Source organism: Nannocystis exedens (assembly GCF_002343915.1).
Taxonomy (GTDB): domain Bacteria; phylum Myxococcota_A; class Polyangia; order Nannocystales; family Nannocystaceae; genus Nannocystis; species Nannocystis exedens.
In genome coordinates, this window is record NZ_NETK01000001.1 from 6,956,059 (window position 1) to 6,969,676 (window position 13,618).

At 68.7% G+C, this 13,618-nt stretch carries 11 protein-coding genes and 1 pseudogene; 7 read left to right on the forward strand and 5 right to left on the reverse strand.

The window, feature by feature from the left end; genetic code table 11:
* Positions 1 to 25: 25 nt before the first annotated feature.
* The 3 genes from NAEX_RS27365 to NAEX_RS27375 are packed head-to-tail and all read left to right on the forward strand — an operon-like array spanning position 26 to position 1,991.
* Entirely contained in the window at positions 26 to 421 is a 396-nt protein-coding gene (locus NAEX_RS27365) for a hypothetical protein (protein WP_143140334.1), read from the forward strand.
* Positions 422 to 426: 5 nt separating this feature from the next.
* Complete coding sequence (deoC, locus tag NAEX_RS27370) at positions 427 to 1,140, forward strand: deoxyribose-phosphate aldolase (RefSeq protein WP_096330430.1); 714 nt, start codon at positions 427 to 429, stop codon at positions 1,138 to 1,140.
* Positions 1,137 to 1,991, forward strand: coding sequence for a nucleoside phosphorylase (locus tag NAEX_RS27375; RefSeq protein WP_096330431.1), 855 nt, complete (start codon positions 1,137 to 1,139; stop codon positions 1,989 to 1,991). The genes deoC and NAEX_RS27375 overlap by 4 nt, the downstream gene beginning before the upstream one ends.
* Positions 1,992 to 2,468: 477 nt before the next feature.
* Here the strand turns inward: NAEX_RS27375 and NAEX_RS54640 are convergent.
* Positions 2,469 to 2,540 (reverse strand): annotated as a pseudogene (locus NAEX_RS54640) (SEC-C metal-binding domain-containing protein); the annotation flags it as partial.
* A gap of 608 nt (positions 2,541 to 3,148) precedes the next feature.
* Here NAEX_RS54640 and NAEX_RS27385 point away from each other — a divergent pair.
* From NAEX_RS27385 to NAEX_RS27400, 4 genes are all read left to right on the forward strand, one after another.
* The gene (locus NAEX_RS27385; protein WP_096330433.1) at positions 3,149 to 3,664 is read left to right on the forward strand and encodes a helix-turn-helix domain-containing protein; all 516 of its coding nucleotides are present in this window, start codon (positions 3,149 to 3,151) and stop codon (positions 3,662 to 3,664) included.
* Positions 3,665 to 3,677: 13 nt separating this feature from the next.
* Positions 3,678 to 4,919 carry an ISL3 family transposase gene (locus NAEX_RS27390; protein WP_096326274.1) on the forward strand — a complete coding sequence of 414 codons (1,242 nt, stop codon included), beginning with the start codon at positions 3,678 to 3,680 and terminating at the stop codon, positions 4,917 to 4,919.
* A 39-nt stretch (positions 4,920 to 4,958) separates the two neighbouring features.
* Positions 4,959 to 5,636: an IS630 family transposase gene (locus tag NAEX_RS27395; RefSeq protein ID WP_096325584.1), complete on the forward strand. Its 678-nt coding sequence runs from the start codon at positions 4,959 to 4,961 to the stop codon at positions 5,634 to 5,636.
* 124 nt (positions 5,637 to 5,760) lie between these two features.
* Entirely contained in the window at positions 5,761 to 8,034 is a 2,274-nt protein-coding gene (locus NAEX_RS27400; protein WP_170136047.1) for a redoxin domain-containing protein, read from the forward strand.
* An 808-nt stretch (positions 8,035 to 8,842) separates the two neighbouring features.
* Here NAEX_RS27400 and istB read toward each other — a convergent pair.
* From istB to NAEX_RS27420, 4 genes are all read right to left on the reverse strand, one after another.
* Complete coding sequence (istB, locus tag NAEX_RS27405) at positions 8,843 to 9,607, reverse strand: IS21-like element helper ATPase IstB (RefSeq protein ID WP_096325670.1); 765 nt, start codon at positions 9,605 to 9,607, stop codon at positions 8,843 to 8,845.
* Complete coding sequence (istA, locus tag NAEX_RS27410; RefSeq protein WP_096330435.1) at positions 9,588 to 11,078, reverse strand: IS21 family transposase; 1,491 nt, start codon at positions 11,076 to 11,078, stop codon at positions 9,588 to 9,590. Before istA ends, istB begins: the two co-directional genes overlap by 20 nt.
* Complete coding sequence (locus NAEX_RS27415; RefSeq protein ID WP_096327535.1) at positions 11,075 to 11,449, reverse strand: hypothetical protein; 375 nt, start codon at positions 11,447 to 11,449, stop codon at positions 11,075 to 11,077. Before NAEX_RS27415 ends, istA begins: the two co-directional genes overlap by 4 nt.
* An 896-nt stretch (positions 11,450 to 12,345) precedes the next feature.
* Positions 12,346 to 13,515 carry a hypothetical protein gene (locus NAEX_RS27420; protein WP_143141576.1) on the reverse strand — a complete coding sequence of 390 codons (1,170 nt, stop codon included), beginning with the start codon at positions 13,513 to 13,515 and terminating at the stop codon, positions 12,346 to 12,348.
* Positions 13,516 to 13,618 lie beyond the last annotated feature (103 nt).

A 13,618-nucleotide genomic window follows, 5' to 3' on the forward strand; every position in this document is an offset into this window, starting at 1 on the left:
CGAACTGCCCATGAAGCGCCTCTCCATGCCCATCGTGTCCGTCCTGGTCGCGTTCGCCGCTGGTTGCGGGGTCGGCCCGCACGTCGACGACTTCAACGAGTCCCTGGTCGCCGCGGCAGTGGCCGGGTGCGCCTGCGGCAACATCGGCTACTCGTCCGAGGAGGAGTGCCGCGCGGAGGCGCCCCCGGACGAGGGCGAGCAGGCCTGCATCGAGGCGCTGTTCAAGAACGCCGAGGCCAACTACGAGGCCCAGCTCGACTGCCGTACCGCGGTCAACAACCGCCTCGCGAGCTGCCTGAACAGCAAGTCCTGCACCGACCTGGCCCGCCTCGGCTGCGGCGGGGAGGCCGCGGAGGACCTCGAGGACTGCCCCGACCTGCCGAACGACATCAATCAAGAGCTGGCCGAGTGCCGCAACTGAGGTCGATGCGCCGCGCCGAGCTGGCCGCCACCATCGACCACACGCTGCTCCGCGCGACCGCGACCGCGGCGCAGATCGAGCAGCTGTGCCGTGAGGCCCACGAGGGCGGGTTCTTCAGCGTGTGCGTCCAGCCGTCTCGCGTCGTGCTGGCCCGCCGCGCGCTGGCGTCGCTGGGCGCGCGCACGAAGGTCTGCACGGTGATCGGCTTCCCGCTCGGCGCCAATACGCCGGCGATCAAGGCCGCCGAGGCGGCCCGGGCGGTGGCCGACGGGGCGGACGAGCTCGACATGGTGATCGCGCTCGGGGCCCTGCGCGACGGCGACGAGGCGGCTGTCCTCGCGGACATCCAGGGGGTGGTCGGCGCGGCCGGCGGTCAACACCTCACGAAGGTGATCCTCGAGACCGCGCTGCTCACCCCCGAGGAGATCGACGTCGCCTGTCGCCTCAGCGTGGCCGGCGGGGCCCGGTTCGTGAAGACCTCGACGGGCTTCGGGCCGGGCGGGGCGACGGTCGCGGCGGTCCAGCGGATGCGCGCCGCCGTCGGCCCAAATTTGGGGGTCAAGGCGAGCGGCGGGATCGCCGACGCCGCGGCCGCCCGGGCCATGCTGGCCGCCGGCGCCTCGCGCCTCGGCGCCAGCGCGTCGGTGGCGATCGTCGCCGGCTGGGACGAAGATGTCCCCTTCGACAGGGTCGTCGGGACAGGTCAGGAGCAGACATGACGCAAGGCTACGAGTCCGCCACAAACGTCCGCGACGCCGAGGGCCGCCAGTACCACATCGCCCTCAAGCCCGGCGAGGTGGCCCGCCACGTGATCCTCGTCGGCGACCCCGAGCGCGCCCGCCGGGTCGCCGGCAACTTCGAAGCGGTCGAGCTCGAGCGCTCGAACCGCGAGTACGTGACGATCACCGGCCGCCACGACGGCCTGCGCGTCAGCGTGATGGGCACCGGCATGGGCGCCGCGAGCACCGAGATCGCGATCGTCGAGCTGTGCCAGTGCGTCGAGCGGCCGGTGATGATCCGCTGCGGCAGCACCGGCGCGCTCCAGCCGGGCATGGCGCTCGGCGACCTGGTGATCTCGCAGGCCGCGCTGCGGCTCGAGAACACCACGCGCTTCTATGTGGAGGACTCGTACCCCGCGGTCGCCGACCCGCAGGCGGTGATGGCCCTGGCGGCCGCCGCCGACGCGATCGGCCAGCGCTACCACGTCGGCGTGACGGCCACGTCGCCGAGCTTCTACGCCGGCCAGGGCCGGGCGATCGCCGGCTTCCCGCCGCGCGAGCCCGACATCGTCGAGCGCCTGGCCCGGCAGGGCGTCAAGAACCTCGAGATGGAGACGGCGTGCCTGCTGACGCTGGCGACCCTGCGCGGGTTCGTGGCCGGGGCGGTGTGCGCGGTGTATGCGACCCGCGCCGACGACGTGTTCATCTCGCCTGCCCAGAAGGACATGGCCGAAAAGGCATGCATCGCCACCGGCCTGGGCGCGCTGCACCTGCTCGACGCGATGGAGCGGGCCCGCGGGGCGCGGCCGATCTGGCACCCGGGCCTCGGTCTGAACGAGTCGGGCGCGTAGCCGCGGCGGTACTTCCGGGGGTGGTGGTCACCACCGAGCCGGGGCCGCGCCCGCGCTTCATCGTCTGCTGCGATGTCAGCGGACGGGCCCCTGATCCCGCGCCGGGGCGAGTGAGGCCCCGGCGTGGTCGGGCCCGCCGGTCACGGGGCGGCGCCGGCGGCGATCATGGCGGCGTCGAAGCTGCCCTCGCAGATCGAGAAGAACTGAGCGAAAAACCGGCAAGTCCCGCGCCAACACCAGCGCAGCCCTCGTTTCTCAAAACTACGCGTGGACTTGCCCGTCCTGAGGCCTACTCTGTAGGTATCTCGTTCTGTCTCCTTGCATCCTGGTCCGTGACACAGATTGAATCTGTGGCACCACCGCGCGGTGGCGACACAGGCGGCCGCGTAGTAACGGTCCGGCGCGATCCACGGGGCGCCGCGCGAGTCCGTGGCGCACGGCAGCCTGTGGTGGCTCGACCGGCCGGCTTAACTCGAGAGCGCCGCAGCAGCGCTTGTACTTCGAGCCGCTCCCACACGGGCACGGATCGTTGCGGCCCACCTTCGGGCGGCAGGCACGGCGCCGGAGGCGGGCGGGGTGGCTCGGCAGGGCGCAGCGTCGACCCGGTTGAAGTCCGAAAGTAGATGGCGCAGCTCGCGCTCCAGTCACACCCCGATCGGCTCGTGGCGTCGCTACGCGCCGAGGGTCGCGGATCAAGCCGGCGGAGATGCAGTTCCCCCACCATGAGGTGACGAATCAGTATCTGTGGAACAAATTCCAAGTATTAGCAAACTCCGCGCCAATGCCAGCGCAGTCCTGAATTCTCGAAAATGCGCGCGGGGTTGACTTTGCTCGGTTTGTTCTGCGGTTATCTTCGCTGGTCACGTTTCGTCCCAGAGTCTGTCACAGGTCAGGACCTGTGACAGATTCTTGCGCTAGCGAGCTTTCTGGCTGCACTGTTGAGGCGGACGCGCCCTTTCCGCCAGGGGCAGCCCTGAGGCGGCGCGAGCTCAGCCCGCCGGCCGCGCGAGCTCATGCCCCCGGGTCTGAAACCAGCGCACCTGCCACATCACCAATGCCCGACATCTAACGCCGACCTAGTGCTGCGACCGTAAGGTAGCGATCCGAAAACGATGCGCGAATTTGCGCTCTGACCTGGAACGTGATCTACGGGTGCCATGAGGCAGAAGAAGCCGCGGCCCCGGTTCCCCGGACTCAAGCTCAAGGACGAGGATCGAGAGCTCCTGCGCCGAAAAGCCCGGGAGCGGCTCACGGTGCGGACCTGGAAGCGAATTCGCATGCTGCAGTTGCTGGACGAGGGGAAGACGCTGGCGGCGACGGCGGCAGCGGTTGGATCGGCGGTCCCCTCGGTTCGGCGGGTTGGAGAGCGGTATCTCGCTGCGGGCGTCGAGGTCGCGCTCAAGGACGCGAAGCGACCGGTCCCACCGCGGAAGCTCGATGCTCGGCAAGAAGCCGCGATCGTCGCCATGGTCTGCGGGCCACCTCCTGAAGGACGCGCTCGGTGGACAATCATGCTCATCGTCGAGGAGTGCATGAAACGCAAGCTCGTCGACCAAGTCGGCCGGGAGACGATCCGGGTGTTGCTGAAAAACCACGCGCTCAAACCGTGGCGGGAAAAAAATGGCTCTTCAGGGTTGAGGGTGGCGCAGGTTGCGCGCGAAATCGCGCCGTGATATCGTGCGCGAAATGGCAGAGACCGAACTCTACGCCCGAATTCTCGGTATCGAGGCTCCCTGGAGAGTTGCTGCGGTGAAGCTGCAGCTCGGGCAGGGGCAGATCGTCATCGAGGTCGAGCACGACCCCGATGTGCCGACGACGTGCCCGGAGTGTGGCCAGGCTGTTCCCCGTCACGATACGCGGACTCGCCGATGGCGGCACCTCGATACGTGTCAGTATCGGACGATCATCGAAGCCGGCGTACCGCGGACGTCGTGCCCGAAGCACGGTACGCTCACGATGCGCGTCTCATGGGCGGACGGTAGCGCTCGGCTCACCGCGCTGTTCGAGGCGCTCGTGATCGACTGGCTCCGCGATGCGCCGATTGCAGTGGTCGCGGAGCGCCTCGGGCTCTCGTGGGATCAGGTCGCCGGCGTCCAGGAGCGTGCAGTACAACGCGGACTCGAGCGCCGCGAGGTCGCGCTGCCGGAGATGCTCGCCGTCGACGAGACCTCCTTCCAGCGGCGCCACGAGTACGTCACGATCGTGCATGACCCGAAGTCCGCCAGCAAGCGGGTCATCCACGTCGCCGACGGACGCGGCAAGGGGGCCCTCAAGGGCTTCCTGAGCGGCTTTTCGCGCCCAGAGAGGGCTGCGGTCTCCGTGGTCGTCATGGACATGCACGAGCCCTACATTCAAGCTGTCCGCGAGGCCATCCCCGATGGCGACGCGAAGATCGCCTTCGACAAGTACCACGTCGCCGCGCGCCTCGGTCAAGCCGTCGACCACGTGCGACGCGAGGAACACCGCGCTCTCCACGGCCTCGGCGACAACCGGCTCAAGGGCACCAAGTACCTCTGGCTGCGCAACCCCGAACGGATGAGCAAGGAGGTCTGGGACGACTTCGAGGCGCTGCGGACGAGCTCGCTGCGGACGGCCCGCGCGTGGGCGCTCAAGGAGGCGGCGATGGAGGTCTGGGAGCACACCTCGCCGAGCAACATGCGGGACCAATGGGGCATGTGGTACGATTGGGCTATCCGCTCTCGCCTGGAGCCGATGAAGGCCGCCGCGCGCATGGTCAAAAATCACCTCGGCGGCATCATCCATGCAGCCACCGAACGGATCACCAACGCCTCTGCCGAGGGCCTTAACTCGGTCATCCAGAAGCTCAAGTACGTCGCCCGCGGCTTCCGTAACCGCGACCGCTTCCGAGCTGCGATCTACTTCCACCTCGGCGGCCTCGACCTCTATCCTGCCGGGATCACGCGCTGAGTCAGCGGTATCCACCACAAACCCTGAAGAGCCAAAAAAATGTGGTGCGTTCCTCAGATCGACGAGGAGTACGTCGCGCGGATGGACGACGTCCTCGACACCCTGGCGCGACCAGCCGACGCGTCGGAGCCGGTCGTCGCTCTGGATGAACGACCGGTCGTGCTTCGAGACCCCGCTCGACCTGGCCGGCCAGCCTCACCTGGCCGCATGGCCCGTCAAGACTATGAATACGTGCGGCGCGGAACCGCAAATGTCTTCTGCATCGTCGAACCCAAGGCAGGGCGCCACCTGACCTATGCGACGCCGAACCGCACGGCGAAGCAGTTCGCTCGGGCTCTCCGCAAGATAGCTCAACGATATCGTTCGGCGCGGACAATTCACCTCGTCATGGACAATCTTAACACCCACCGCCAGAACTCGTTATGCACCGCTTTCGGCGATGACGCGGGGCGCGAGCTTTGGAGCCGGTTTACCGTGCACTATACTCCCAAGCACGGGAGTTGGCTCAACCCTGCCGAGAACGAGGCGAGCTTATGGTCACGTGAATGCCTTGGACGGCTTCGGATCGGCTCTCTCTCCGAACTGCGCCGTCGAACGTCTCTGTGGAACAAGGACGCCCACCGCCGGCGGCGGAAGATCACTTGGCGGTTCACCAAGGAGCAAGCCCGAGCGGTGTTCAGAATCAGCCAGATCACTACGTCGCGGTCGGAGCACTAGAACAATGGCTAGCACGGTCTTAGACGGCCCCAAGTGGAACCATTCCAGATGCGGCTACCGTCCTGACCGTCCCCGCCGCGATCGCGGCCGTCGCAAGAGCTTGTCGACGCTACGCGCGGTTGCTATGTCGCGCTTTGAGACCGGCGAGTTCCGCGGCAACATGCCGGATGTGGGACTCCAACCCAGCACCGAAGGCATCGATGCGACGACCGCGCTGCAAACCCGGTCGCTGCGCGTTCTCGGGGTGACGGCTGCCCTCGGCGCCGTCTTGCTCGCGTGTCGGCGGCCGGATCCGCCGGCCGTGGAGCGACCAGACAAGGCAGATCGTGCGGGGGCGCTCGACCCGCAGGCGAGCGCGCGTATGGCCGACGAGATTCGCGACTTGCTGCTGGAAGAGCGCATCGAAGCCGCGCGAGCCCGCATCGACGTGCAGCTCGCGGCTTCTCCCGACGACGTCCGGCTGCGCTGGCTCGCGGCCGTGGCCGCGCTCGCGGACAGCGACCTTCAGGCGCTCGCGGCGCACCGCGAGGCGGTCCCCGACGGATCCGGGTGGTCGCTCCTGCTGCACGCGCAGGAGCGCTCGAGCATGCTTCCGCGGCAAGAGACGGTTGCACTGGTGGCGAGCGCCCGCAGACAACTCGGCGATCATCCCGACGCCGTGTGGCTGCATGCGCAGGTGCTGGCAAAGCAGAGCGACGAAAACGGGCTCGCTGCGCTCGCGGCTGTTCCCGGTCTGCCGGACAGCGTGCGGGACTTCGTGCACGCGAAGCAAGTCGGACTCGTGTTCTTCCGCTTCGGGTCCGCGCCGCCGCCGATGCGACCGAGCCTCGAGCAAGTGCAGGAACTCGTGGCCCGCGCCGAGCGGACCGCGCCCTCGGGGACGCTCGCCGTTGTCAGGGCGGCCGAGGGATGGCTACGCCTCGGCCGAGTCGATCTGGCGGTCGAGCTCGTTGAGCGGGCGCTGGCGCGGCGCCCCGACGCGCTGGCCTTCACCGTGCTGCGCGCGCAGGCTCGCGTGCGTCAGGACGCCTCGCTGCGCAGCGCGATGGTCGGCGACCTCGCGGCGCTCGCCGACGAGCACCGCACCGATCCGGACGCGCTCGCGCAGCTCGCCGACGGTCTGTCGTCGCTCGGGGCAGCCGAGGCCGCGCAGGCCATCCAGGACGACGTGCGTCGGCGTTTCCCCGGGGCGCGTGCGGTCGAGCGCTGGGACTTTCAGGCGGCGTCGGTGTTCGGCGCCGTGGGGGACTGCAGGCTAGCAAACGAGGCGGGCACGCTGCCCGAGGCGGACACGCTGGTGCAGGCGCGCGCGCCCGTCGACGCCTTCTTCGATCGGCCGAGGATCCGCGACTCGTCGCTGCGCGCGGCGACGGCGGCCGCGCTCGTCGAGTTCCTGCAGTGCGAGCCGGGAGCGCCGCTGCAGCGGGTCGAAGCGGTGGCGCGCGCCGTGCTCGAGGCGCCCTTCGGGATGGGGTACGACGCCCAGGCGTCGGTGCTCGTGGCGAGCCGCGGCGGCGACCTCGAGCTCGCGCGTGCACTCGCCGAGCGCGCGGTCGCGCTCGCGCGCGAGATGCCACCCGGGTTCGAGATGGTGGTCGCACCCGACGAGCTCGAGCGACATCGACGGGCCTCGCAGGCGCTCGCCCATCACGCCCGCGGGCTCGTGCATCTGCGCGCGGCGCGGCTGGAGGAGGCGCGAGCCGACATCTCGCGTGCAAACGAGCTCTGGCCGACGCGGCCGGACATCGCGCTGCTCGCTGCCGAATTGGCCGAGCGCGACGGCGACTTCCGCCACGCCGAGCAGATCCTCGCGCGCGCGATAGTACGGGAGGGGGCGCGGGCGCGGGCATGCCGAGACCGGTTGCTCGAGCTCATGCGCGCGCGGGGCGGGAAAGAGGCCGATCTCGATCGCACGATCGCGCGGCTCGACCGCGAGTGGAAGGACGAACGGATTGCAGAGGTGCTCGCCGCGCGGGCCGCTCCGCCGAAGCCCCTCGCGCCGTTCGAGCTCGACCTGCGCAGCGGCGGCCGGATCTCGAGCGACTCGTTGCGTGGGCGCGTCATCGTGGTGATAGCGACCGAGCCGTGGTGCACCGGATGCAGGCTCGAGGCGCCCGAGCTGGCGAAGCTGCAGCGGCGCTACCGCGGACGGAAGGACGTGCAGTTCTTGGTCGTGACCAGCGATCCCGACGGAATTGCGGCGCTGCACGAGGGCGCGGGGTTCCACACGACGATTGCCAAGGACGATGGCTGGCGGCATACGGTCGGGATCAACAGCTATCCGACTCACCTATTCATCGATGCCACCGGTCGCGAGGTTTTCCGTGCGTCCGGCGGCTACACCGAGATGCACTTCACATACCCGGCGCTGATCGAGGTACTGCGGCGCGAGCGCTAGAACCGGCTCCAAGAACATGGCGTCCAGGGCAGGTGACCTTGGGAACACGTCGCACATCACGTCGGCGGTACCCATCTTCATGGTGTGTGCCATCTTCCTCGACGGCCGCGGAGTCCGCGATCCCGTCTCGGTAGCCAGGAGCATCAACGTTTGGACGAGCTTACCCCGACGAGGCGGCTCGCCGCGCTCACGCCTCTCGATAAGCCGCGATCGGCTCGAACAACGCCACGGCCGTCCAACTATCTGTCTCGACGGCCGCGCGGCCACCGGCCCCGGGGCTTGGTCCGGTGGGGCGGAAAGCCTGCACAAGGCCCGCTCGGCTCACGCTCGCGATCGACGTCGGCCGACGTGTCGAGCTCGCCGAGGTGCAACACGTCGAGCTCGATCCGACGCTGCTCCTCGACAGTTGCCTTCGTTCGATCGTCTCGACGCTCGACCTGCCACCTCGGACGCGACGACGCGGCACGTCGTCACGCTCGAGATCAGAGGTCGCGCGCGGCGGTGAACAACAGTCGCATGGCGCGCTCGCTTCGCCTTGGCTCGAAGGCCCGCCGTCCGGCGGCCACGAGGCTTGGCCTTGCGGGTGGTCCACGGCAACGCCAGGACCCGGATGCGCGGTAGCGCGATCTCCCGCTTGCCTCAAAAAGTCGTCTCGAATTTGTCGCGAATTTGGCTGTTTTCGGGACAACCCTCGTAATTGTTGACGACGGCGTAGATCCGCGTAAATCCAGCGGCAGAAATCAGCGGCGAAAATCGGCGGCAGAAAACGCCGGCGAGGCCGGCGTCGAGCGAGGGTGACCGTGGCGGCTCAGGATTTGCGACGAGAGCGCCTGGCGGCTCTGCGGGTCGTGTTGCGTTCGACGGTCTCCTTGTTCCGGTAGGATTCGGCGTCGATGGTGAGGACCTCGGCGTTGTGGCACAGGCGGTCGATGACGGCGACGATGCTGGTCGCGCTCGGAAACACCTCCTGCCACTCGCTGAAGATCCGGTTGGTGGTTACGATTGTCGAGAGTCGTTGGTATCGCTGGCTGACCACCTGGAAGAGCAGATCGGCGTAGCCTTGCCCATAGGACATGTAGCCGACCTCGTCCACGACGAGGAGCGCGGGAGAGGTGTAGCGGCGGAGGCGCTTCCGCAGGCGCGTGGTGTCGGGCTGGGCCGCGAGATCGCCGAGCATCTGGGCGGCCTCGACGACGCGGACGGTGTGGCCGGCCCGGATCGCGCGGTGGGCGAGGTTGCGGGCGATCATCGTCTTACCGACGCCGCCCGAGCCGATCAGGACGACGTTGGTGTGCTCGCGGAGGAAGTCGAGCTCGAAGAGAGCCTCGATCGCCTCGCGGTCGATCTTCCGCGGGTGCGTCCAATCGAAGTCGGCGATCGGCTTAAAGGCGCCGATCTTGGCGCCCTCGAGGCGACGCGCGAGGCTGCGTCGACAGCGTTCGTCCTCTTCGGCCTCGATGAGCGGGCGCAGCCACGGCTCGGCCTCGATGGCGTGCCAGCGGGCGAGCAGGCCGTAGAGCCCGAGCGCGGCGGCGCGCTCGCGCAGCGTCGCGTCAGGTGTCTTCGTCGCCATCGTCGTTCTCCTCGGCGGTGAGCGCGTCGTAGGTGCGGAGGTCGTGCGGGCGCACGACGATCGCGCGCAGGCGCGTCGGGAGCTCCGGCGCCTCCCGGTGTCCTGGCGGGGCGAGCTGCTCAATCGCCTTGCGCAGCGCCGGGATGTATAGCAACTCGCGTGCGAGCGCGTCGTCGATGGCCTGCTCCAAGAGACAGGCGCCGTGGGCGTCGAGGAGCTCCTCGAGCTGACGGGTGGCGCGGGCGAGCGGCTCGCCGCGCTCGGCGAGGGCGCGCAGGAAGTCCTGGCTCCGCGGGACCGCGCGCCGCAGGCGATCGAGCTCCCGATGTGTCCGGGCGCCGGTCTTTTCGGACCACAGCGCGTCGATGTGCGACCTGTCCTCGAGGACCTCGCCGGCGCCGTAGCAGCGGGCGTGCTCGGCGATCACGTGCGTCCCGTCGACGACGCGCACGCGCTCGGCGTCGGCGACGACGACGAGCTCCTTGCAGACGTGGGTGTGCGGGATCGAGTAGTCGTTGCGATCGAAGCGCACGTACGGGGTCTTGCCGGCGCGCACGGGCTGCTGCTCGGCGCACGGAAACGGCTCGCCGGACGCCACCAGCAGCAAGGGGCGCTCCTCGGCGAAGGCGCTTTCGACCGTGCGGGCGCGGTCGTCGGGCCACAGTCTTTGCATGGCGAGGGTCTGGCAGAATGCGAGCACCTGCGCGTTGAGGTCGTCGAGGCCGACGAAAGTGCGGCCGGCGAAGAATGCGTCGCGCAGGTAGCGAATCGCGCGTTCGACACGACCCTTCTCGTTTCCCCTCCTCGGCGCGACCGGCCTGGGTTCATAGCGGTAGTGCCCCGCGAACTCGACGAGCGTCGGGTGGAGGCGGATCGCGTCGCCCTGTCGCTCGAGCACCGCGCTCTTCAGGTTGTCGTAGAGCACGACCCGCGCGGCGCCGCCGAAGTACGCGAATGCATGCACATGGCCAGCGAGGAAGCTCGGCATCCGCGCGTCGTAGAAGAAGCGCACGAACAGCGCGCGCGACCAGCTCAGCACCATGACGAAGGCCATCAGCTTGCGCGTCGCCCGGCCGACCCGGACCTTGCCGAAGTCGGCCCAGTCCACTTGGGCCTGTTCTCCGGGCAAGGTCGCAAGGCGCAGGTACGCCTCGGCCCGGCGGGGTCGCAGCTCGCGGACCACCTCGCGCAGCCGCGAGATCTGGCCGGTGTAGCCGCGCGTGCGGACCATCTGCAGGATCCGCGTCGCGCGCAGCTTCGGGTACTTCTCGAGCGTCTCGCGGATGAAGGCGCGGTACGGATCCACCTTCGTCCGCCGCTTCGGCGCCGGCAGCTTCACGCCGTTGTGCTGGAGGATCCTGCGCACCGTGCCGTGGTGCAGGCCGAGCTGCGCGGCGATCGTGCCGATCCGCCAGCCCTCGGCGTGAAACAGCCGCAGGACATTCGCCCGAGTCAAGGCCGACGTCGTCACTTCTCACCTCCGGTCAGATCGAGATCCCACTGCACGGTCGACGGCGGCCGTGGTCGTCGGAGACGGAGGACAAGACGCAAGGGAGCGAGCTCGTAAGCGTGCACCAGCGGGCTCCCGGGATCATCCAGAGTCGCGCCGAAGAGTCCCAGACCCGTGAGCCCAGACGAATCGCAGCTGCCGTCCACACACACAGCAACGCGCAGCGCATCCCCCTGCCACAGCGCGAGGCCCTCGAGCAGCGCCACCAGCGCCCGCGGATGGGAGGGCCGCGGCAGGATCGCCCGCAGCAGCTCCTGCCCCCGCGCTTGCAGCCTCAGCTCGATCGTCGTCGGTCGCGGCCTCAGCCTCATCGACCATGTCCCGATGTTCATGCGATGAATCTCCTTCTGACGCGGTCACCAGCTCCACGCTGATCGATCCCGCGTCCCGGTAGTCATCGCCGTCTCCGCCGTCCTGCGGGAGACACTGCTCCGTCACTTTCTTCGCCCGCTGCGCCGTTCGATACTTCGCCTGTCGCTGAGCGTGCTTGCGCCGACCCTTCCTCGACTGCTGATACCGTCGATTCGACGCCCGTTGCCTCCGCAGCCGCCCCTGCCTGGCGCAGCCCGGCCCGCAGTAGCGCCGCCCGCACCAGCACGCGTCGCACACCCACGTCGCGCTCCCGCACGCTCCACAGCGCAGCGGGATCCCCCTCGGCTCCCGCGGCTCGTTCGGCTCTCGATCGACGACACCTCCGTGCCGGTCCCCGTTGCGGATCCCACCGTCCTGTGGCAGCCTTCACGCGACCTGTCTCTTCGACAATGTCGCTGGGGGAGGTTGTTGGGGGACGCCGGAGAGCGCCAACTCTTGATCCCGGCGTCCCCGTTTTTTTTTCCGGCGCCTCCCCGCTACCCGGCCTCGCCACGCGGCGCCAATCTCCGGACACGCCTCCGGCCCGGCTACGCTCGACCAGAAATTCTTGTGATCTGGCCTACAAGCCTGCGGCCCGTCGAGTTTCTACCAAAACCATTTCGTCGCCTCGCCGCTGGATTTACGCAGATCGAGATCGTCGCTGACAGTAATCGAGCCCACACGGGGGTGCAGCTGTGCTTCTACACCACATCACCAACATCTGGCCTCAGACGCTCGCCTGAACGTTGTTTATAGGGTCGTGCGACTCTCCTTGTGGGAAGTGGAACCGGCGTTCTCGGAGAGCGGCAATGCGCCCCGCGGTGAGGATTCGGTTGGCCAAGAGTGTCGAGGAGACCACGCCGGACGTCAGGCGCGGTCATGGCACGACTGCGGTCATGGCCTGGACCCGCTCGCCGGAGAGTACGGCATAGACCGGTGTATCGTCGCGATACGTGCAGATCGCCACGCCCAGTCCGCCGTCGGCCGCCATGGCGAGCAGCTGGTACGGGTGGATGACGCCGATCTCGAAGGCATCGCGTGGCAAGCCCATGTCCCGGCTCGCTCGCTCGAGGCAGAGGAGATCGGTGAACGCCGGTAGCGCACGACCGGCGTCGCCGTAGACGCGGACCTCGATCGCGCCGGTGTCGGGTTCGCGCATCATGTAGAGGGGCGCGGCGCGGGCCAGGAGTTCGGCGCATAGCGCCTCAAGGGCGCCGGGCTCGTCGCGCTCGAGCGCGAGGATAATGCGGCCGAGTCGGTGCGCGCGCAGGACCGCGGGCGCGGCCTCGGGAGCCGCGATGCGCCCGGCGAGCCCGGCGCGCTCCTCGGCGGCGAGGTGCTCGACGAGCGCGGCGTCGCCGGCCGCCTCGGCGCGATCTCTGGCCTCGTTACAGGTGTGTGCATAAGGATCGAAGGGCGCGTCGTCGGGGTAGTCGCGGCCGGCGTGCACACACAGGACGATGCCCTCTGGTCGCTCGACCTCGATCAGGACGACGAGGCCACCGTCACGGTCGTCGGGCTGTTTGACCGGGATGCCGACGCCGCGGACGAGCCGGGCGAACGGAAGGGTCTGCGGTCCGGGCGGATCGACGATATAGACGGCCTGCGAGATCGGTGGGTTCGCGGTTGTTCGTAGTCGATGCATCGTCCGCAGCAGCGCCTGCAGGCGGCGCGAGTCGGCCGTCATGGCTGCCACGCTGCCCTGATGAAATACCCAATGTACGGGCGCGTGAAACTGGACGACCTCGGGATCCGCCGGCGCGAACAGCTCGGAGATACGGAGCTCGCGGTTGACGTGGACGACCAACGCGGGACCGGCGGGTTCGCGCAACGCGGCGTCGAGCGCACCCAGGACATAGGTGAGCTCGCGCTCCGGATCGTCGCCGGCGACGCCGAAGCCCGCGATCACGACGTTGCCCGTAGTCGACTGCACGCTCGGCTCGACGGGCGCTGCATGTACCACCACGCGGTGCCCGCGAGGGACCGTGGTTTGCTCGGAGTCCTCCGTCGGAGGCTTTTTCTTGCGAAAGCGGTCGAAGAAACTCATGCGGCAATGTAACGCGTCAACCGGCGTGGCGCAGCACGTCGACGACCCCGCGACCGTCGCGGTCGGGTCGCCAGACCTGGATGTCGCTGTCCGCGCGGCGGCG

Coding starts and splice junctions, on each gene's coding strand:
- NAEX_RS27365 (WP_143140334.1), top strand. CDS start 26: ATGCCCATCGTGTCCGTCCTGGTCGCGTTCGCCGCTGGTTGCGGGGTC.
- deoC (WP_096330430.1), top strand. CDS start 427: ATGCGCCGCGCCGAGCTGGCCGCCACCATCGACCACACGCTGCTCCGC.
- NAEX_RS27375 (WP_096330431.1), top strand. CDS start 1,137: ATGACGCAAGGCTACGAGTCCGCCACAAACGTCCGCGACGCCGAGGGC.
- NAEX_RS27385 (WP_096330433.1), top strand. CDS start 3,149: ATGAGGCAGAAGAAGCCGCGGCCCCGGTTCCCCGGACTCAAGCTCAAG.
- NAEX_RS27390 (WP_096326274.1), top strand. CDS start 3,678: ATGGCAGAGACCGAACTCTACGCCCGAATTCTCGGTATCGAGGCTCCC.
- NAEX_RS27395 (WP_096325584.1), top strand. CDS start 4,959: ATGTGGTGCGTTCCTCAGATCGACGAGGAGTACGTCGCGCGGATGGAC.
- NAEX_RS27400 (WP_170136047.1), top strand. CDS start 5,761: ATGTCGCGCTTTGAGACCGGCGAGTTCCGCGGCAACATGCCGGATGTG.
- istB (WP_096325670.1), bottom strand. CDS start 9,607: ATGGCGACGAAGACACCTGACGCGACGCTGCGCGAGCGCGCCGCCGCG.
- NAEX_RS27415 (WP_096327535.1), bottom strand. CDS start 11,449: ATGAACATCGGGACATGGTCGATGAGGCTGAGGCCGCGACCGACGACG.
- NAEX_RS27420 (WP_143141576.1), bottom strand. CDS start 13,515: ATGAGTTTCTTCGACCGCTTTCGCAAGAAAAAGCCTCCGACGGAGGAC.